15 protein-coding genes are annotated in these 19,770 nt (G+C 74.4%); 7 read left to right on the top strand and 8 right to left on the bottom strand.

Going from position 1 to position 19,770, the window contains the following annotated elements:
- Positions 1-75 precede the first annotated feature (75 nt).
- The 4 genes from nhaA to AC4OR8_RS00760 form a co-directional block, all read right to left on the bottom strand.
- Positions 76-1,401 (bottom strand): Na+/H+ antiporter NhaA, encoded by a 1,326-nt coding sequence (nhaA, locus tag AC4OR8_RS00775; protein ID WP_492163663.1) that lies wholly within the window; start codon positions 1,399-1,401, stop codon positions 76-78.
- Between the two features lie 192 nt (positions 1,402-1,593).
- On the bottom strand, positions 1,594-3,576 hold the full coding sequence (gene acs, locus AC4OR8_RS00770; RefSeq protein WP_492163662.1) for an acetate--CoA ligase: 1,983 nt from the start codon (positions 3,574-3,576) through the stop codon (positions 1,594-1,596).
- A 159-nt stretch (positions 3,577-3,735) separates the two neighbouring features.
- On the bottom strand, positions 3,736-5,370 hold the full coding sequence (locus AC4OR8_RS00765) for a monocarboxylic acid transporter (RefSeq protein WP_492163661.1): 1,635 nt from the start codon (positions 5,368-5,370) through the stop codon (positions 3,736-3,738).
- Position 5,371: 1 nt separating this feature from the next.
- Entirely contained in the window at positions 5,372-5,767 is a 396-nt protein-coding gene (locus tag AC4OR8_RS00760) for a DUF485 domain-containing protein (RefSeq protein ID WP_492163660.1), read from the bottom strand.
- Between the two features lie 340 nt (positions 5,768-6,107).
- On the opposite strand from AC4OR8_RS00760, the gene AC4OR8_RS00755 reads away from it, so the two are divergent.
- Genes AC4OR8_RS00755 through AC4OR8_RS00725 form a run of 7 tightly spaced genes read left to right on the top strand, consistent with a single transcriptional unit; the run spans position 6,108 to position 16,005 of the window.
- Positions 6,108-7,628, top strand: a complete 1,521-nt coding sequence (locus AC4OR8_RS00755) for an MFS transporter (protein WP_492163659.1) — start codon at positions 6,108-6,110, stop codon at positions 7,626-7,628.
- Between the two features lies 1 nt (position 7,629).
- On the top strand, positions 7,630-9,726 hold the full coding sequence (locus AC4OR8_RS00750) for a molybdopterin oxidoreductase family protein (protein WP_492163658.1): 2,097 nt from the start codon (positions 7,630-7,632) through the stop codon (positions 9,724-9,726).
- A complete protein-coding gene (locus AC4OR8_RS00745) occupies positions 9,723-11,180 on the top strand; it encodes an FAD-dependent oxidoreductase (RefSeq protein ID WP_492163657.1) in 1,458 nt (485 codons plus the stop codon). The genes AC4OR8_RS00750 and AC4OR8_RS00745 overlap by 4 nt, the downstream gene beginning before the upstream one ends.
- Positions 11,177-13,747 carry a nitrite reductase large subunit NirB gene (nirB, locus tag AC4OR8_RS00740; RefSeq protein WP_492163656.1) on the top strand — a complete coding sequence of 857 codons (2,571 nt, stop codon included), beginning with the start codon at positions 11,177-11,179 and terminating at the stop codon, positions 13,745-13,747. Before AC4OR8_RS00745 ends, nirB begins: the two co-directional genes overlap by 4 nt.
- On the top strand, positions 13,744-14,103 hold the full coding sequence (gene nirD, locus AC4OR8_RS00735) for a nitrite reductase small subunit NirD (protein WP_492163655.1): 360 nt from the start codon (positions 13,744-13,746) through the stop codon (positions 14,101-14,103). Before nirB ends, nirD begins: the two co-directional genes overlap by 4 nt.
- Positions 14,100-15,278, top strand: coding sequence for a uroporphyrinogen-III synthase (locus AC4OR8_RS00730; RefSeq protein ID WP_492163654.1), 1,179 nt, complete (start codon positions 14,100-14,102; stop codon positions 15,276-15,278). The genes nirD and AC4OR8_RS00730 overlap by 4 nt, the downstream gene beginning before the upstream one ends.
- Before the next feature lie 31 nt (positions 15,279-15,309).
- On the top strand, positions 15,310-16,005 hold the full coding sequence (locus tag AC4OR8_RS00725; RefSeq protein ID WP_492163653.1) for a sirohydrochlorin chelatase: 696 nt from the start codon (positions 15,310-15,312) through the stop codon (positions 16,003-16,005).
- Between the two features lie 15 nt (positions 16,006-16,020).
- On the opposite strand, the gene AC4OR8_RS00720 is transcribed toward AC4OR8_RS00725, so the two are convergent.
- The 4 genes from AC4OR8_RS00720 to AC4OR8_RS00705 are packed head-to-tail and all read right to left on the bottom strand — an operon-like array spanning position 16,021 to position 19,770.
- Positions 16,021-17,559, bottom strand: a complete 1,539-nt coding sequence (locus AC4OR8_RS00720; RefSeq protein ID WP_492163652.1) for a sodium/solute symporter — start codon at positions 17,557-17,559, stop codon at positions 16,021-16,023.
- On the bottom strand, positions 17,556-17,939 hold the full coding sequence (locus tag AC4OR8_RS00715; RefSeq protein WP_492163651.1) for a hypothetical protein: 384 nt from the start codon (positions 17,937-17,939) through the stop codon (positions 17,556-17,558). Before AC4OR8_RS00715 ends, AC4OR8_RS00720 begins: the two co-directional genes overlap by 4 nt.
- On the bottom strand, positions 17,936-18,649 hold the full coding sequence (locus AC4OR8_RS00710; protein ID WP_492163650.1) for a LytR/AlgR family response regulator transcription factor: 714 nt from the start codon (positions 18,647-18,649) through the stop codon (positions 17,936-17,938). The genes AC4OR8_RS00715 and AC4OR8_RS00710 overlap by 4 nt, the downstream gene beginning before the upstream one ends.
- Positions 18,646-19,770: a sensor histidine kinase gene (locus AC4OR8_RS00705; RefSeq protein WP_492163649.1), complete on the bottom strand. Its 1,125-nt coding sequence runs from the start codon at positions 19,768-19,770 to the stop codon at positions 18,646-18,648. The genes AC4OR8_RS00710 and AC4OR8_RS00705 overlap by 4 nt, the downstream gene beginning before the upstream one ends.

Raw genomic sequence — 19,770 nt, 5'->3', positions numbered from 1 at the left:
TCCCCGTTTCCTGCGTCGAGAACGACGCGTGTGCGCTGCTTCCGCCCGACCCTACCGGGGCCGACGGGCGCTGCGTCAGGGCCGTCCCCCGGAGGGGTGGTCGCGCTGGAACACGTCGGGGACGCCGTCGAGGTCCTCGTCGCGGGCCTCCTCCTCGCACAGCCGGCGGTAGACCCGGTTGCGCGCGCGCAGCACGAGGGTGGCCAGCAGCGCGGCCAGCAGCGAGCCGGTGAGCACGCCGACCTTCACGTGGTCGTCGCGCTCGGAGCCTGCGCCGAAGGCGAGGTCGCCGATGAGCAGCGACACGGTGAACCCGATGCCGGCGAGCATGGCCATGCCGGTCACGTCGACCCAGGTGAGCTCGCCGTCGAGGTCGGCGCGGGTGAAGGTCGACAGCAGCCAGGTGGAGCCCACGATGCCCACCGTCTTGCCGACCACCAGCCCGGTGACGATGCCGAGGGCGACGGGGTCGCGCAGCGACTCCACCAGCCCGGTGAACCCGCCCACGGTCACGCCAGCGGCGAAGAACGCGAACACCGGGACGGCGAACCCGGCGCTGATCGGGCGTACGACGTGCTCGAGGTGCTCGGCGAGCCCGGGGCCGTCGTGGCCGTCGCGGCGCAGCACCGGCACGGTGAAGCCGAGCAGCACCCCGGCGACGGTGGCGTGCACCCCCGACTCGTGCACGAGCACCCAGGCCACCAGCGCCAGGGGGATGAGGAGGTAGCCCTTCCACACCCGCCGCTGCACCAGCAGGGCGAACGCCCCGATCGGCAGCAGGGCCAGCGCCAGGAACAGCAGGTCGAGGTCGCTGGTGTAGAAGATCGCGATGATCGCGATGGCCAGCAGGTCGTCGACGACGGCCAGGGTGAGCAGGAACGTGCGCAGCCCGGAGGGCAGGTGCGTGCTGATCACCGCCAGCACGGCCACGGCGAAGGCGATGTCGGTGGCGGTCGGGATGGCCCAGCCGCGCAGGTCGCCGCCGTCGCCGAGGTTCCACAGCACGAACGCCAGCGCCGGCACGGCCATGCCGCCCACGGCGGCGGCCACCGGCAGCGCGGCGCGCCGCGGGTCGCGCAGGTCGCCCGCCACGAACTCGCGCTTGAGCTCGAGGCCGGCGACGAAGAAGAAGATCGCCAGGAGCCCGTCGGCGGCCCAGGTGCCGAGCGACAGGTCGAGGTGGAGCGCGGAGGGCCCCACCCGCACGTCGCGGATCGACTCGTAGACGTCCGCCCACGGGGTGTTCGCCCAGACCAGGGCGATGGCGGCGCCGAGGATGAGCAGCATGCCGCCGGTGGTCTCGGCCCGCAGCACCCCTGCGACGCGGGAGTGCTCCAGGAAGGAGCCCCGGGCGAAGAGGCGCTGGCGGCCGGGGGCGGGAGGGGTGTGGTCGTCGGTCACGGGGTCGGTCTCCTCAGGGGTCGGCGGCGTCGTTGCCGACCAGACTTCCCGGCGCACCTGCGCACCACCCTAGGACCCGGACGGGCACCGGCGCGTCCCCCCTAGAGGGTGTCGTGCACGGTGGGGAGACACCGCGGCCGCCGACACCGTGGGTGCCGACGGCCGCAGGCGTCAGTGGTGGCCGGGACGAGGTCAGTCGTCGGCGGCCTTGCCCGACTGCAGCCCCGAGGAGATCAGCTCCATCACCGAGCTGTCGGCCAGCGTCGTCACGTCGCCGACCGTGCGGTTCTCCGCGACGTCCTTGAGCAGGCGCCGCATGATCTTGCCCGAGCGGGTCTTGGGCAGCTCGGGCACCACCATGATCTGGCGGGGCTTGGCGATCGCGCCGATCTCCTTCTGCACGTGGCGGCGCAGCTCCTCCACGATGTCGTCGCCGCCGTCGCCGGCGGAGTCGCGCAGGATGACGAACGCGCACACCGCCTGCCCGGTGGTCTCGTCGCTGGCGCCGACCACCGCGGCCTCGGCGACCTTCGGGTGCGACACCAGGGCCGACTCGATCTCGGTGGTCGAGAGGCGGTGGCCCGAGACGTTCATGACGTCGTCGACGCGGCCGAGCAGCCACACGGCGCCGTCCTCGTCCTTCTTGGCACCGTCGCCGGCGAAGTAGTAGCCCTGCCGCGAGAACCGCGACCAGTAGGTGTCCTGGTAGCGCTGGTCGTCGCCCCAGATCGTGCGCAGCATCGAGGGCCACGGGCCCTTCACCACGAGGTAGCCACCGGAGCCGTTCGGCACCGACTCGCCGGCCTCGTCGACGACGTCGGCCTCGACGCCGGGGATCGCGGTCATCGCCGAGCCCGGCTTGCCGGCGGTCACGCCCGGCAGCGGGCTGATCATGATCGCGCCGGTCTCGGTCTGCCACCAGGTGTCGACGACCGGGCAGCGGTCGCCGCCGACGACCTCGCGGTACCACATGTAGGCCTCGGGGTTGATCGACTCACCCACCGAGCCGAGCAGGCGCAGCGACGACAGGTCGAAGCCGTCGGGGATCTCGCGGCCCTGCTTCATGAAGGTCCGGATCGCGGTGGGCGCGGTGTAGAAGATCGTCACGCCGTAGTCCTGCACGATCTGCCACCACCGGCCACGGCTGGGGGAGTCGGGGGTGCCCTCGTACATCACCTGGGTCGCGCCGTTGGCCAGGGGGCCGTAGACGATGTAGGAGTGCCCGGTCACCCAGCCGACGTCGGCGGTGCACCAGTAGACGTCGGTGTCGGCCTTGAGGTCGAAGACGGCGTGGTGGGTGTAGGCGCAGCCGGTGAGGTAGCCGCCGGTGGTGTGCAGGATGCCCTTGGGCTTGCCGGTCGTGCCGGAGGTGTACATGACGTAGAGCGGGTGCTCGGCGTCGAAGAACTCCAGTGCGTGCTCGGTCGAGGCCGAGCCGACCGCGTCGTGCCACCACACGTCGACGGCGTCGTCCCACGCGACGTCCTGGCCGGTGCGGCGCACCACCAGCACGTGCTCCACGTCGAAGCCCTGCGAGGCGGTCTTGGCACGTGCCTCGTCGACGGCCGGCTTGAGGGCCGACGCGGCACCGCGCCGGTAGCCGCCGTCGGCGGTGATGACGACCTTGGCGCCGCAGTCGACGAGCCGAGAGGCCAGCGCGTCGGAGGAGAAGCCGCCGAACACGACGGTGTGGGGGGCCCCGAGGCGCGCGCAGGCGAGCATCGCGACCACGGCCTCCGGGATCATCGGCAGGTAGATCGCCACGCGGTCACCGGTGGCGACGCCGAGGGCGGCCAGCGCGTTGGCGGCCTGGCTCACCTCGTCCTGCAGCTGGGCGTAGGTGATGGTGCGGGTGTCGTCGACCGGCTCGCCCACCCAGTGCAGGGCGACCTTGTCGCCGCGGCCGGCCTCGACGTGGCGGTCGACGCAGTTGTACGCCGCGTTCAGGCGCCCGCCGACGAACCACTTCGCGAACGGCGGGTTCGTCCAGTCGAGCACCTGGTCCCACTCGCGCTCCCAGGAGAGCCGGCGGGCCTGCTCGGCCCAGAACGCCTCGGGGTCGGCGGCGGCGCGGTCGTAGGCCTCCGCGGTGATGTTGGCCGAGGCGGCCAGCTCGGCCGGGGGCTCGAAGGAGCGGTCCTCGCGCGACAGGTTGGACAGGGTCTCTTCGCTCACGTGTTCCTCCGGGGTGACGGTGGTGCCGAGGGCGCCGGGCGGGCCGGCGCTGCCGGTGGTGGACGCCACACTAGGACGGGCGTCCCGGCGTGACGAGGGCCTGCCGGGTGCCGAGGCACCCGGCAGGCCGGAGCCCGGCGCAGGGCCGGGCGTGGCCGCTCAGTGCGAGACGGCCTTCTCGGAGCCCGCGCCGGTCAGGGCGCGCACCTCGAGCTCGGTGTAGCGGTCCTCGGCGGTGGGCTCCTTCGAGGTGATCGTGCCGAGGTAGCCCAGCAGGAAGCCCAGCGGGATCGAGACGATGCCGGGGTTCTCCAGCGGGAACCAGGAGATGTCGACGCTGGTCGGCAGCAGCGACAGGTTCTTGCCGGTGGCGTCGAGGCCCTTGCCCGAGACCACGGGGGAGAAGATCACCAGGCCCACGGCGGAGATCAGGCCGCCGTAGATGCTCCACAGCGCGCCACGGGTGTTGAAGCGGCGCCAGAACATGTTGTAGATGATCGTCGGCAGGTTCGCCGAGGCGGCGACCGCGAAGGCCAGCGCCACCAGGAACGCGATGTTCAGGCTCTGCGCCGGGATCGCCAGCAGGATCGACACCAGGCCGATGCCGGCGGCGGCCCAGCGGGTCACCTTGATCTCCTGCTCCTCGCTCGCCGTGCCGTTCTTGAGCACGCTGTTGTAGATGTCGTGGGCCACCGAGGCCGACGACGTGAGCGTGAGCCCGGCGACCACCGCGAGGATGGTCGCGAAGGCCACGGCGGCGATGATCGCCAGCAGCACGGCGCCGCCGGTCGAGCCGGCACCACCTCCGACGGCCTCGGCCAGCAGCGGGGCGGCCAGGTTGCCCGAGGCGTCGAGCTCGCCGGACTCCCGCAGGCCGGGGATGTCGAGCAGCGCGGCCGCACCGAAGCCCAGGACCAGGGTGAACAGGTAGAACACGCCGATCAGGCCGATCGCCCACAGCACCGACTTCCGCGCGTCGCGCGAGGTCGGCACGGTGTAGAAGCGGATCAGGATGTGGGGCAGCCCGGCGGTGCCGAGCACCAGCGCGATGCCGAGGCTGATGAAGTCGATCTTGCTGGTCATCGTGGCGCCGTACTTCAGGCCCGGCTCGAGGAACGCCGAGCCGGCACCGGAGTTGCTGGCGGCGGTGCCGAGCAGCTCGGAGAGGTTGAAGTCGAACTTGGCGAGCACCAGCACGACGATCAGCGCCGAGCCGGTCATCAGCAGCACGGCCTTGACGATCTGCACCCAGGTGGTGCCCTTCATGCCGCCGACGGTGACGTAGAAGATCATCAGCGCGCCGACGCCGAAGATCACGATGTTCTTGACCGCCTGGTCGTCGACGCCGAGCAGCAGCGCGACCAGCGCACCCGCACCCACCATCTGCGCGAGCAGGTAGAAGATCGACACGACCACGGTGGAGGTGGCCGCGGCCATCCGCACCGGGCGCTGGCGCATGCGGAAGGCCAGCTGGTCGGCCATCGTGTAGCGACCCGAGTTGCGCAGCATCTCCGCGACCAGCAGCAGCGCCACGAGCCAGGCCACCAGGAAGCCGATGGAGTACAGGAAGCCGTCGTAGCCCGAGAGCGCGATGGCCCCGGAGATGCCGAGGAACGAGGCGGCCGACATGTAGTCGCCGCCGATGGCCAGACCGTTCTGCACCGGGGAGAACGAGCGGCCGCCGGCGTAGAAGTCGGCCGTGCCGGAGGTCTGCCGGCTGGCCCAGAAGGTGATCCCGATCGTCACCGCGACGACGGCGAGGAACAGGACCGTGGTGAGCACCTGGTCGTCCATGTCAGTGCCTCTTCCCGTCGTTGCCGGCCACGGTGGCGTCGTAGTCGTCGTTGAGCCGGCGTGCCAGCGGGTCGAGGCGCGACTCGGAGTAGCGGGCGTAGGCGAAGGCCAGGCCGAAGGTGGTGACGAACTGCAGCAGCCCGAAGACCAGGGCGACGTTGATGTTGCCGACGAGCTTGGTGTTCATGAAGCCGCCGGCGTAGTTCGACATGAGGATGTAGAGCAGGTACCAGGCCAGGAACGCGCCGGTCGCCGGGATCACGAACCCCCGGTAGGCCTTGCGCAGGGCGGCGAAGTCGGCGGAGTCGTGCAGGCGGTCGTAGACCGGGTCGTGCCGGGGGGCGGTGTGCGCCCGGTCCGGCGGCGTCGCCCCGGGCTGGTCATCGTGGGTGGCCACGGCGGTGTCCCTTCTCGTGCGGGTGGCGGCCGCGTGGCCGCAGGTGTGATCGCGGTCACCGTAGGAGTGACCCGGCTCACGCGGCAGGCCCGGCGCCGGGGTCGTCGCCGAACGGGTCCAGCGGGGCGACGAGCGGTCGGTCGGGCACGGCGAACGGCGCCGGACGGGGCGAGGGCGGGCCGAGGTCGGGGCGGCGACGGCGTCCGCGGCGTGAGCCCGTGAGGCCCGTGAGGTCGTGAGGACAAGTTGACGCCGGGGAGACGGCGACGGCGGGGCGGGGGAAACCTCCGCCGCCGAGTCTCGGTGGCACCGACGAGCACAAGTCCCCAGGAGCCACGCGATGACGATGACCACCGACCCGCCCGGCGGCGCCGCCGTCGCCCCGCCCGCCACGGCCCGTCGTACCGGCCGCTGGATCGACGACTGGCGTCCGGAGGACCCCGAGTTCTGGGAGGGCGGCGGGCGTCAGGTGGCGCGGCGCAACCTGCTCTGGTCGATCTTCGCCGAGCACCTCGGCTTCTCGGTGTGGCTGATCTGGAGCGTCAGCTCGGCGTTCCTGGTGGCCCAGGGCTTCGCCTTCAGCCCCCAGCAGCTGTTCCTCCTGGTGGCGCTGCCCAACCTGGTCGGCTCGCTGCTGCGGCTGCCCTACACCTTCGCGGTGCCGAAGTTCGGCGGGCGCAACTGGACGATGGTCAGCGCGGCGATGCTGCTGGTGCCGACGCTGCTGTTCGCCTACGCCGTGCAGGAGCCCAGCACGCCGTACTGGGCCTTCTGCGTCATCGCCGCGACCGCCGGCTTCGGCGGCGGCAACTTCGCCAGCTCGATGGCCAACATCAACTTCTTCTACCCTGCCTCGAAGAAGGGCGCCGCGCTCGGGCTCAACGCCGCCGGCGGCAACCTCGGCGTGGCGCTGATCCAGCTGTTCCTGCCCGTCATCGTCGGCGGCGCGGGCATCTTCGGCCTGGTCAAGGCCGCCGAGGGCGGCATCGACCTGGAGCGGGCCGCCTGGGTGTACGCCGGACTGGCCGTCGTGGCGACGTTCGCGGCGTGGCGCTGGATGGACAACCTCGGCACGGCGGTCTCCACGCCGCGCGAGCAGCTGCAGGTCGTGCGGACCCCGCACACCTGGATCATGGCGTTCCTCTACATCGGCACGTTCGGGTCGTTCATCGGCTACTCCGCGGCGATGCCGCTGCTGATCAAGCTGAACTTCTGGGTGGCCGACCCCGCCCCTCTCGGCACCGGCGTCTACTTCGCCTACTACGCCTTCCTCGGCGCGCTGGTCGGCTCCGCCACCCGCCCGTTCGGCGGCTGGCTGGCCGACCGGTTCGGCGGCGCGCGGGTCACCCTGGGGGCGTTCAGCGCGATGATCGTGTTCACCCTGGCGGTCATCTGGACGCTGACCCGGCTCACCGCCAACCCCGCCCAGGACCCGGCGATCGCCACCGACAACCGGTCGCTCTTCCCCTGGTTCCTCGGGTTCTTCCTCTGCGTCTTCGCCGCCACCGGCATCGGCAACGGCTCGACGTACAAGATGATCCCGGCCATCTGGCGCACCGAGGCCGAGCGCACCAGCCCCGCCGGCACCCCCGAGCGCACCGCCGCCCTGCTGTCGGCCACCAAGCAGGCCTCCGCCGCGATCGGCGTGATCGGCGCGGTGGGCGCGCTCGGCGGCTTCCTCATCCCGATCGCGTTCAGCTCGCCCTGGGTCGAGGACCCGCTGTCGGCCACCAAGGGCGCGTTCGTGGTGTTCACCGCGTTCTACGTCGTCTGCGCCGTGGTGGTGTGGTCGGTCTACCTGCGCCGTCCCTCGGCCGCCGCCGCCGCGAAGCCGCGCACCATGGCCGGGGCGGGCATCTGACGTGAGCCCGACCGACTCCGACGCCCGGTCCGGCCCCGCCGGCACCCGCACCCACTGCCCGTACTGCTCGCTGCAGTGCGGGATGACCCTGGAGCGCACCGGACGGCTGCTGCAGGTGCAGCCGTGGGCGCACCCGGTCAACGAGGGCGCGCTGTGCCGCAAGGGCTGGACGGCGACGGGGCTGCGCGGCCACCGCGAGCGCCTGACCACCCCGCTGGTGCGCGACACCGCCGACGGCGAGCTGCGACCGGCGACCTGGGACGAGGCCCTCGACCGGGTGGCCACCGGGATGCGGGCGCTGCAGGCCGAGAGCGGTCCCGACGCGGTGGCGGTCTTCGGCGGCGGCGGGCTCACCAACGAGAAGGCCTACCAGCTCGGCAAGCTCGCCCGCGTCGCGCTCGGCACCAGCCGCATCGACTACAACGGCCGCTGGTGCATGAGCTCGGCGGCCACGGCGGCCAACCGCGCGCTGGGGCTCGACCGGGGACTGCCGTTCCCGCTGGCCGACCTCGAGCACACCGACGTGGTGGTGCTCGTGGGCTCCAACCTGGCCGAGACGATGCCGCCGGCGGCGCGCCACCTCGACCGGCTGCGCGAGCGCGGCGGCCGGGTGGTCGTGCTCGACCCCCGTCGTACGCCGACCGCCGAGCGCGCCGACATCTTCCTGCAGCCGCTGCCCGGCACCGACCTCGCCGTCGCGCTGGGCCTGCTGCACCTGCTCGACGGGATGGGCGCGGTCGACGAGGAGTACGTCGCCGCGCGCACCACCGGCTTCGACGACGTGCGTCGCTCGGTGACGGCGTGGTGGCCCGAGCGGGTCGAGCGCGTGAGCGGGGTGCCGGCCGCCGACCTGCGGGCGCTGGCGGCGCTGCTGGCCGGCGCCGGTTCGGCGGTCGTGCTCACCGCACGCGGCGCCGAGCAGCACGCCCAGGGCACCGACACGGTGCTGGCCTGGATCAACGTCGCCCTCGCCCTCGGCCTGCCCGGTCGCGCCCACGCCGGGTGGGGCTGCCTGACCGGCCAGGGCAACGGACAGGGCGGGCGCGAGCACGGCCAGAAGGCCGACCAGCTGCCCGGCTACCGCCTCGTCGACGACCCCGAGGCCCGCGCCCACGTGGCCCGGGTGTGGGGGGTGGCGCCCGAGTCGCTGCCCGGGCCCGGGCTCTCGGCAGCCGAGCTGCTCGACGCCCTCGGCACCCCGGGCGGGCCGCGCGGCCTGCTCGTCGTGGGCTCCAACATCGTCGTCTCCGCGCCCAACGCCGACCACGTCACCGCCCGCCTCGACGCCCTCGACCTGCTCGTGGTGGTCGACCTGGTGCTCTCCGAGACCGCCGCGCGCGCAGACGTCGTGCTGCCGGTGACGCAGTGGGCCGAGGAGACCGGCACGATGACCAACCTCGAGGGCCGGGTGGTGCTGCGCGAGCGCGCCGTCGCCCCGCCCGAGGGCGTGCGCGACGAGCTGGCGCTGCTCGCCGACCTCGCCGAGCGCCTGGGCTCGCCCGTGCCGTTCGCCACCGACGCCGAGGAGGTCTTCGCCGAGCTGGGCCGGGCCTCGTCGGGCGGGCGCGCCGACTACTCCGGCATCACCTACGACCGCATCCGCGCCGAGCACGGCGTCTTCTGGCCCTGTCCCGCGACCGCCGACGGCGAGCCGGCCCACCCCGGCACCCCGCGGCTGTTCGCCGAGGGGTTCGCGACCCCCGACGGCCGGGCCCGCTGCGTGGTCGTGGACCACCGCGGTCCCGCGGAGGTGCCCGACGCCGACTACCCGCTGCACCTGACGACCGGTCGGGTGCTCGCGCAGTACCAGTCGGGCGCGCAGACCCGGCGGGTGCGCGACCTGCCCGACACCGGCCCCTTCGTCGAGATGCACCCGCTGCTGGCCGCCCGCGTCGGCGCCGTCGACGGCGACGTCGTCCGTCTCTCCACCCGGCGCGGCGAGCTGCGGGCGCCGGCCCGCGTCGTGGCGGGCATCCGGCCCGACACCGTGTTCGTGCCGTTCCACTGGGTCGGCGCCAACCGGCTCACCAACGACGCGCTCGACCCGGCGAGCCGGATGCCGGAGTTCAAGGCCTGCGCCGCGGCGGTGCGCCGATGACCGGGCAGCCCGGGCAGCCCGGACGCGTGGTCGTGGTCGGCTCCGGCATGGCCGCGACCCGGCTCGTCGAGGGGCTGGTGGCGCGGGTGCCGGCGGCGGCCCGCTCGATCACGGTGCTCGGCGACGAGGCGCACGACCCCTACAACCGGATCCTGCTCTCCGCGCTGCTCGAGGGCACCCACCGCGTCGAGGCGCTCGGCCTGCGCGCCCCCGGCTGGTGGGCCGAGGCGGGGATCGACCTGCGCCGCGGCACCCGCGTCGCCGAGATCGACCGAGCGGCCCGGGAGGTCGTGCTCGTCGACGGCTCGCGCGTCGGCTACGACCACTTGGTGCTGGCCACCGGCGCCATCCCCACGCTGCCGCCGATCCGCGGCCTGGTGGGCATGGACGGTCGCCTCGACGAGCACGTGCACGCCTTCCGCGGGCTCGACGACGCCCTGCGGCTCACCCGCGCCCTGGCCGACGCACGTCGTGCCGTGGTGGTGGGCGGCGGCCTGCTCGGCCTGCAGGTGGCCCGGGCGCTGGGCGTGCGCGGGCTGGCCGTGGAGGTCGTGGAGGGCGGCGAGCACCTGCTGCGCAGCCAGGTCGGCCCCGCCGCCGGGGCGATCCTCGCCCGCGACCTGCGCCGCCTCGGCGCCGGCGTCTACACCGGCGCCCGGGCCGTGCGGCTCAGCGCGGACGGGCCGCGGCGCCGGCTGAGCCTCGACAACGGCCACGTGCTGGCGGACCTCGACCTGGTCGTGCTCACCGCCGGCGGCCGGCCGTCGACCGCACTGGCCCGCGCGGCCGGGCTCGCGGTGCGCCGCGGGGTGGTGGTCGACGCGCGGCTGACCACCAGCGACCCCGCCGTGCACGCCGTCGGCGACTGCGCCCAGCGCGGCGAGCGCACCACCGGCTTCGTCGCGCCCGCCTGGGAGCAGGCCGAGGTGCTGGCGCAGGTGCTCGCCGCCGAGCTGCTCCCCGCCCCCGCCGCCGTGCCGACGTACGACGGGTCGCGCACGGTGGCCCGGCTGCGGGCCACCGACCTCGACGTCGCCGTGCTCGGCGACCCGGAGCACGCCGAGGGCGAGGTGGTGGAGGTGACCAACCCGGTGGTCGGCTCCCACCGCCGTCTCGTCGTGCGCGACGGCGTGGTGGTGGCCGCGACCCTCGTCGGCGACCTGTCGCGCATCGGCCTGATCACCCAGCACTACGACCGCGGCACCGTGCTGGCGCCCACCGAGCCCGGCGCCCTGCTGCTCGGCGAGCGCACCGCCCCGCCGGCCCCGCTGCCCGACGACGCCGAGGTGTGCGCCTGCGCCGGCGTCAGCGCCGGCGCCGTGCGGGCGTGCACCTCCCTGGAGCAGGTGCGAGACACCACCCGCGCCACCACCGGCTGCGGCGGCTGCGCCCCCGCCGTCCGCCGGCTGCTCGCCACCCGACCCCGCACCACCTTGGAAGGAACCCCCCGATGAGCCCTCACCTGCGCAGGACCCTGGTCGTCGTCGGCCACGGCATGGTCGGACACCGGTTCGTGCAGGCCGCGATCGAGCGCGGCCTCACCGAGACCCACGACGTGGTCGTCGTCGGCGAGGAGCGCCGCGCCGCCTACGACCGCGTGGCCCTCACCTCCTTCTTCGAGCGCGGGGCCGAGGAGCTGTCGCTGCTGCCGACGGGGGAGTACGACGACCCGCGGGTGCGGCTGCTGCTCGGCACCACCGTCGAGGGCCTCGACCCCACCACCCGCACCCTGCTGCTCGGCGGTGACGCCGACGGCGAGGTGCTCGGCTACGACGAGCTGGTGCTGGCCACGGGCGCGGCGCCGTTCGTGCCGCCGGTGCCCGGCACCGACCTCGACGGCGTGTTCGTCTACCGCACGATCGAGGACCTCGAGGCCATCCGCGAGGCGGCCGGCTCCGCCCGGGTCGGCGCGGTGGTCGGCGGCGGCCTGCTCGGCCTGGAGGCCGCCAACGCGCTGGCGGGCCTGGGCCTGGAGACCCACGTCGTCGAGATGGCGCCGCGGCTGATGGCGGTGCAGGTCGACGACGCCGGCGGCGCGACGCTGGCCCGCCACGTCGAGGGCCTCGGGCTGCACGTGCACACCGGCGCGATGACCACCGAGGTGCTCGGCGCCGACGGTCGGGTCGTCGGGCTCGGCCTGCGCGACGCCGAGCCGGTGGCCGCCGACGTGGTCGTCTTCTCCGCCGGCATCCGTCCCCGCGACGCCCTGGCCCGGGCGGCCGGCCTCGAGGTCGCCCCGCGCGGCGGGGTGCTGGTCGACGAGCGCTGCCGCACCAGCGACCCCCACGTGTGGGCGGTCGGGGAGTGCGCGGCGCCCGCCGGGACGATGTACGGCCTGGTGGCCCCCGGCTACGCGATGGCCGAGGTCGTCGTCGACGCGCTGCTCGGCGGCCCCGGCACGTTCACCGGCGCCGACATGTCCACCAAGCTCAAGCTGATGGGCGTCGACGTCGCGTCGTTCGGCGACGCGTTCGCCACCACCGAGGGCGCCCTCGAGCTCGTGTACGCCGACGCCGTGGCGGGGGTCTACAAGAAGCTGGTCGTCTCCGACGACGGCCGGCGCCTGCTCGGCGGCGTGCTGGTCGGCGACGCCAGCGCCTACGGGGTGCTGCGCCCGATGGTCGCCACGGCCACCAACCCCGGCATCGCGCTGCCCGACAACCCCGAGGACCTGATCCTGCCCGCCTCCCGCGGCGGCGCGGAGGTGACGCTGCCGCCCGAGGCGCAGGTGTGCTCGTGCAACGACGTCTCCCGCGCCGACATCGAGGCCGCCGTGGCCGACGGCGGCTCGTGCGACAGCGCGTCGTGCGTCACCGCCTGCACCCGCGCCGGCGCGACCTGCGGCTCCTGCAAGCCGGTGGTGGAGAAGGTCGTCGAGGACTTCTTCGCAGCCCAGGGCCGTGTGGTCGACCGCAGCCTGTGCGAGCACTTCCCGCTGACCCGCCAGGAGCTGTTCGAGGTCATCGCCGTGCACGGCCACACCCGCTTCGACGACGTGGTGGCGGCCCACGGCACCGGCCGCGGCTGCGACGTGTGCAAGCCCGCGATCGCCTCGATCCTGGCCAGCCTGGTCGGTGAGCACGTGCTGGGCGGCGACCGGCGCGCCCTGCAGGACACCAACGACGCGTTCCTGGCCAACATCCAGCGCAACGGCACCTACTCGGTGATGCCGCGCATCGCCGGCGGGGAGGTGACGCCCGAGGGACTGATCGTGCTCGGCGAGGTGGCCCGCGACTTCGGGCTCTACACCAAGATCACCGGTGGGCAGCGCATCGACCTGATGGGGGCCCGGATGGAGGAGCTGCCGGCCATCTGGCGGCGCCTGGTCGACGCCGGCTTCGAGTCGGGCCACGCCTACGGCAAGTCGCTGCGCACGGTGAAGTCGTGCGTGGGCTCCACGTGGTGCCGCTACGGCGTCCAGGACTCCACGTCGCTGGCCATCATGCTGGAGCAGCGCTACCGCGGGCTGCGCTCGCCGCACAAGATCAAGGGCGGCGTGAGCGGCTGCGCCCGCGAGTGCGCCGAGGCCCGCTCCAAGGACTTCGGCGTCATCGCCACCGAGAAGGGGTGGAACCTCTACGTCGCCGGCAACGGTGGCGCCACCCCGGTGCACGCCCGGCTGCTGGTCGGCGACCTCGACACCGACACGCTGGTGCGCTACCTCGACCGCTACCTCATGTACTACGTGCGCACCGCCGACCGGCTCCAGCGCACCGCGCCGTGGGTCGACTCCCTCGACGGCGGCCTGGAGCGGGTGCGTGCGGTGGTGGTCGACGACGTCCTCGGCCTCGGCGCCGAGCTGGAGGCCGCCATGGCCACCCACGTCGGCGGCTACACCGACGAGTGGAAGGAGGTGCTCGACGACCCCGACAAGCTGGCCCGCTTCGTGTCGTTCGTCAACGCCCCCGACGTGCCCGACCCCCACATCACGTTCCGCGACGAGCGGGGCCAGGTGGCGCCGGCCGACAGCACCGGGCCCGTCCTGCTGGGCGCCACCATCCCGGTCGGGGGGCAGCGGTGAGCGCGCCCGAGGCGGAGCGGCGCACCTTCACCGCCGTCTGCGAGCTGGACCGCATCGACCGCGAGACCGGTGTCGCCGCGCTGGTGGAGGGGGCCGCGGTCGCGGTCTTCCGCACCCACGACGACCAGGTGCACGCGCTGGGCAACTACGATCCTCTCGGGAAGGCATCGGTGCTCTCCCGCGGCATCGTCGGCACCCGGGGAGACGTCCCGTTCGTCGCGTCGCCGCTGCACAAGCAGGCCTACGACCTGCGCACCGGGCAGTGCCTCGACGACGCGGCCGTGCGGGTGCCGACGTACGAGGTCGTGGTCGAGGGGGGCGTCGTGCTCGTCGGACCGCAGAGGGAGGGCCCGTGACACCCGAGACCCCCGAGACCCCCGTGGCCCCCACCGTGCCGCCGGCGGTCGCGCCCGTGCTCGACCAGCGCCCGCTCGCGGGCTACCGCATCGGGGTGACCGCCGCCCGCAAGGTGGAGGAGCAGATCGCCCTGCTCGAGCGCCGTGGGGCCCGCACGGAGTGGGCGCCCGCGTTGTCGCTGGAGCCCAACCAGGTGGACGACGAGCAGCTGCTCGCCGCCACCCGCGAGGTGCTGGCCCGACCCGTCGACGTCTTCCTGGCCACCACCGGCGTCGGGATGAAGGCGTGGTTCGCCGCGGCCGAGGGCTGGGGCCTGCTCGACGACCTGCTGGCCGCGCTCGACGCCGGCGAGATCCTCGCCCGAGGCCCCAAGAGCGTGGGGGCGCTGCGCCGCCGCGGCCTGCGCGAGCTGTGGGCGCCGGAGTCGGAGTGCTTCGAGGACGTGCTCGAGCACCTGCGCGGGCGCGACCTCACCGGACGACGCATCGTGGTGCAGGAGCACGGCCAGTCGCTGTCGATGGTGGCCCACGCGCTGCGCCGCCAAGGTGCCGACGTCACCACGGTGACGGTCTACCGCGTGCTGACCGCCGAGGACCCCGGCCCGACGTTCCGCATGGTCGATCTCGTCGCCGACCGTGCCCTCGACGCCGTCACCTTCACCTCCGCCCCGGCGGTGGCCGCGCTGATGGAGGCCGCCGGCGTCGTGGGACGTCGCGACGAGGTGGTCAGCGCGTTCCAGGCCGACGTGGTGGCCTCCTGCGTCGGACCGGTCACCTCGGCGGCGTTCGAGATGTGGGGCGTGCCGACGATCTTCCCCGAGCGCTCCCGGCTCGCGGCCATGGTCAAGCAGCTCGAGACCGAGCTGCCCTCGCGCTCCTCGGGCCTGGCCGTGGACCTCGTCGGCGGGCGCCAGCTGCTGCTGCACGGCGACGAGGTGCTGCTCGACGGCGTGGAGGTGCGGCTCTCGCCGGCGCCCGCCGCGGTGCTGGCGGCGCTGGTGGCCAACCCTGGCAACGTCGTCTCCCGCCGGGCGCTGCTCGCGATGCTGCCCAGTGGCACCGCCGGCTCCGAGCACGCCGTCGAGATGGCGGTGGCCCGCCTGCGCGCCGGCATCGGCACCAAGGCCGTGCAGACCGTCGTCAAGCGCGGCTACCGCCTCGCCGTCGCCGGCTGACCGCACGGGCGCGCTGGGGGAGGGTGGCAGCATGAGGGGCATGGACGCGCGCCTGGTGACCGTGGCCCACGGCACCCGCAAGGGGTCGGGCAACGAGGTGGCGCGCGCGCTCACCCGCGCCGCCGGCGAGGCGCTCGACGCCGAGGCCGTCTGCTCGTACGTCGAGCTGTGCGAGCCGCTCTTCGAGGACGTCGTCGCCGCGTCCGCCGCGCCCACCCTCGTGGTGCCGCTGCTGCTGTCGACCGGGTTCCACCTGCGCCAGGACCTGCCGCGGATGGCCCGCGCCGCCGGGGGGCCGCTCGTGCTGGGCCGGCCGTTCGGTCCCCACCGCCTCGTGGCGGCGGCGCAGGTGGAGCGCCTGGTCGCCGCCGGCGCCCGGCCCGGCACCGGCCGGCTGGTGATGGTGGCCGCCGGCTCGTCCGACCCGCTGGCCACCCGCGACCTCACCCGCGCCGCCGAGCTGCTCGCCACCGCCTGGGGCGTCGACGACGTGGAGGTGGCCACCCTCAGCGCGCTGGGACGGCGGCCCGCCGAGGTGGTGCGCCCCGGCGACACGGTGTCGCCGTACCTGCTCTCGCCGGGCTTCTTCGCCGACCGCGCCGCCCGGGAGTGCCGCGAGGCCGGCGCCGTCGTGGTCGCCGACGTGATCGGTCCGCACCCGCTGCTGGTCGAGCTCGTCGCCCAGCGCGCCCGCGCCCTCGCCGCCGTCCCGGCCGTCCCCGCCTGAGGCCCGTCCCGCAGGTCAGCCGCGGTCGAGGCCCAGCGTCTCGGGGGTGTGCAGGCGCACGAGGAAGCGCGCGGCGTGGGGCGGGCGCTGGGCCCGGGTGGCCAGGCTGACGCCGACCATCACCGCGACCGCCAACGGCACCGACCACGCCGCAGGCTGCTCGAGGAGCACCGCCCCCCAGCCGGGCCCGACGTCGGCGACCAGCGTGACGATCGCGGCGGTGCCGGAGCCGAGGCCGCCCACGACGAGCCCGGCCACGGCGCCGGCGGCGGTGAGCCCGGGCCACCAGATGCCGAGCACCAGCAGCGGGCAGAACGTGGAGGCCGCCACGGCGAAGGCCAGCCCCACGGTGGAGGCGACCCCCACCTCGGGGCCGACCAGCGCCATCCCGCACGGCACCGTCACCGCCACCACCGCGCCCGCGCGGAACGCGCTGACCCCGCCGAGCCGGCGTCCGCCCCAGCTGCGGCCGGTGACGTCCTGGCTGAGCACGCCGGCCACCGCGATCGACAGCCCCGATGACGTCGACAGGAACGCCGCGAACGCGCCGGCCACGACCATGCCGGTCAGCACGTCGCCGCCGAGGCCGGGCACCATCAGCCGCGGCAGCTCGAGCACCAGCACGTCGGAGCGACCGGCCGCGGCGAGCTCGGGGGCGTAGGCACGGCCCAGGGCTCCGTACACGGGCGGCAGCAGGTAGAACGCGCTGAGCAGCACCAGCACCACGAGCGTCGTACGACGGGCCGCGCGGCCGTCGGGGTTGGTGTAGAAGCGCACGACGACGTGGGGCAGGCCCATCGTGCCGAGGAAGGTGGCCACGATCAGGGAGTAGGTGACGTAGAGGCCCTGCCCGCCGCCCTCGGCGAGGGGCTGCGACCACGACACGATGTCGGGGAACGACGCCGCCGAGCCCGCCGGCGCCGGCCCGGGACCGGGTCGGCCGTCACCGAGCCACACCACCACCAGCACGGCGGCGGGCACCAGCAGGGCGGTGAGCTTGAGCCAGTACTGGAAGGCCTGCACGAAGGTGATCGAGCGCATGCCGCCCGACGACACGTTGACCAGCACCACCGCCCCGACGATCAGCGGCCCGAGCCAGCCCGGGGCGCCCACCGCGGAGGTCAGCGTGAGGCCGGCGCCCTGGAACTGCGGCAGCAGGTAGAGCCAGCCGATCACCACGACCAGCAGCGAGCACGTCGAGCGCACCCGCCGCGAGCCCAGCCGCGCCTCGGCGAAGTCGGGGAGGGTGTAGGCGCCCGAGCGGCGCAGCGGCGCGGCCACCAGCACCAGCAGCACGAGGTAGCCCGCGGTCCAGCCGACCGGGTACCAGAGCATGTCGGCGCCGAAGGTGAGCAGCAGGCCGGCGACGCCGAGGAACGAGGCCGCCGAGAGGTACTCCCCGCCGATCGCGGAGGCGTTGAGCCCCGGCCGCACGGTGCGCGAGGCCACCAGGAAGTCGCTGGTGGTGCGGGAGAACCGCAGCCCCCAGGTGCCGATCGCCAGCGTCGCCAGGGTGACCAGGACGATCGCGACGATGCCGGGCGCCGCGCTCACCGGGGCTCCGGTGCGCGCGGCGCGTCGCGCACCAGGTCGCTGAACGCCTCCTCGTTGCGCTCCGCGCGCCGCACGTAGCGCCAGCCCAGCAGCACCAGCCACGGGTACGCCGCGACGCCGAGCACCAGCCACGACAGCGGCACCCCGAGCCAGCGGTGGCCGCCGAGGCCCGGCACGAGGTGGAACAGCAGCGGCAGCGAGCCCAGCGTCACCACGAGCAGGGCGAGGGTGCGCAGCGCCAGCCACAGCTGCTCGCGCAGCAGCGAGCGCAGGTAGAGCCCGCCGAGGCGGTCGTCGACGGCCACCTCCCGCGGCGCCACCTGCGTACGGCGTCGCGTGGGGCCGGTGACCCGCACCCGTGGCGGCGGGGTGTCGCTCACGACCCGGCCCGGCGCAGCAGCAGGTCGCGCAGCTCACGGGTGTGGCGCCGGCTGACCACCAGCTCGGGGCCCGGGCCCACCCGCACGGTGCACCGCCCGGCGTCGGTGCGGACCTCGGCGACGTGGGCCAGCGCCACCAGCAGCGAGCGGTGGATGCGCACGAAGCCCGCCTCGGCCCACTCCTCCTCCAGCGTGGACAGCGGGGTGCGCACGAGGTGGGAGCCAGTCGCGGTGTGCAGCCGGGCGTAGTCGCCCTGCGCCTCGACGTGGGTGATCTCCGAGCGCGCCACGAAGCGGGTGACCCCGCCGAGCTCCACCGGCACCTGCAGGTCGGGCACGACGACGCTGCGCTCGGTGCCTTCCACCACGCGGCGCACCGCCTCGGCCAGCCGCTCCGCGCGCACCGGCTTGAGCACGTAGTCGACCGCGCGCAGGTCGAAGGCCTCCACGGCGTGCGCCTCGTGGGCGGTGACGAACACGATCGGCGGCGGGGTGCGGAAGCGCGCGAGCACCTGGGCGAGCTCGAGGCCGGTGAGCCCGGGCATCTGGATGTCGAGGAAGAGCGCGTCGACCTCGGTCTCCTGCAGCACCTTGAGCCCCGCGGTCGCGGAGTCCCGGGTCAGCACCTCGCTGATCCGCGCGTCGCGCTCGAGGAGGTAGCGCAGCTCGTCGAGCGCGGGCCGCTCGTCGTCGACCACCAGGACCCTCACGACGTGTGCACCCCCGGGGCGAACTTCGGCACCCGCACCACGACCTTCGTGCCGGCGCCCGGCGCGGTCTCGACGACCAGGCCGTGGTCGTCGCCGTACACCGCGCGCAGCCGCCCGTCGACGTTGCCGAGGCCCACGGAGTCGAGGCTGGCGTCGCCGGCCAGCGCCCGGCGCACCCGGGCGGGGTCCTCGCCGACGCCGTCGTCCTCCACCTCGATCACGCACTCCTGGCCCCGGTCGAGGGCGACGATGCGGATGTGGCCGCCGCCCTCCGCCGACTCCAGGCCGTGGCGCACGGCGTTCTCGACCAGCGGCTGGATGCACAGGAACGGCAGCGCCACGCCCAGCACCTCCGGGGCGATGCTCAGCGTGACGCGCAACCGGTCGCCGAAGCGGGCCTGCTCGAGCAGCAGGTAGCGCTCCACGCTGCGCAGCTCCTCGGCCAGCGTCGTGAAGTCGCCGTGGCGGCGGAAGGAGTAGCGGGTGAAGTCGGCGAACTCCAGCAGCAGCTCGCGGGCCCGGTCGGGGTCGGTGCGCACGAAGCTGGCGATCGCGCCGAGGGAGTTGTAGATGAAGTGGGGGCTGATCTGGGCCCGCAGCGCGCGCACCTCGGCCTCCATCAGGCGGGTGCGGGAGGCGTCGAGCTCGGCCAGCTCGAGCTGCCCCGAGACCCAGCGGGCCACCTCGTCGGTGGCGCGGGCCAGCCCGGCCGTGGGGTACGGCGCGAACGCCGCCAGCGTGCCGACCACCCGCTCCTCGACCAGCAGCGGGCTCACCACGGCGTGCCGCACCGGGCAGCCGGCCTGGTCGCACGGCAGGTCGGCGCGGTCGAGCACCCGCGTCGTGCCGCGCTCCACCGCGTCGGCCACCAGCGCCGGCACCTGCGCCTGGTGGTGGGACCCGCTGCCCTCCCACGCCAGCACCTCGGCCGGGTCGGCGGAGTCGGTGAGGGTCACCGCCGGCGCGCCGAGCAGGGCGTGCAGGTGACGGATGCTGCGCTCCGCGCTGGTGCGGTTGAGCCCCTCGCGCAGCGCCGGCCCGGCCAGCGAGGCGGTGTGCAGCGTGCGGAACGTCGTCCGGTCGGCCTCCGTGCCGAGGTGGCGTCGCCAGCGCAGCCTCAC

The sequence above is a fragment of the Nocardioides sp. FY1077 genome (assembly GCF_058681775.1).
Note: the sequence above shows the minus strand (reverse complement) of the source record. Positions and strands in the feature narration are given on the sequence as shown.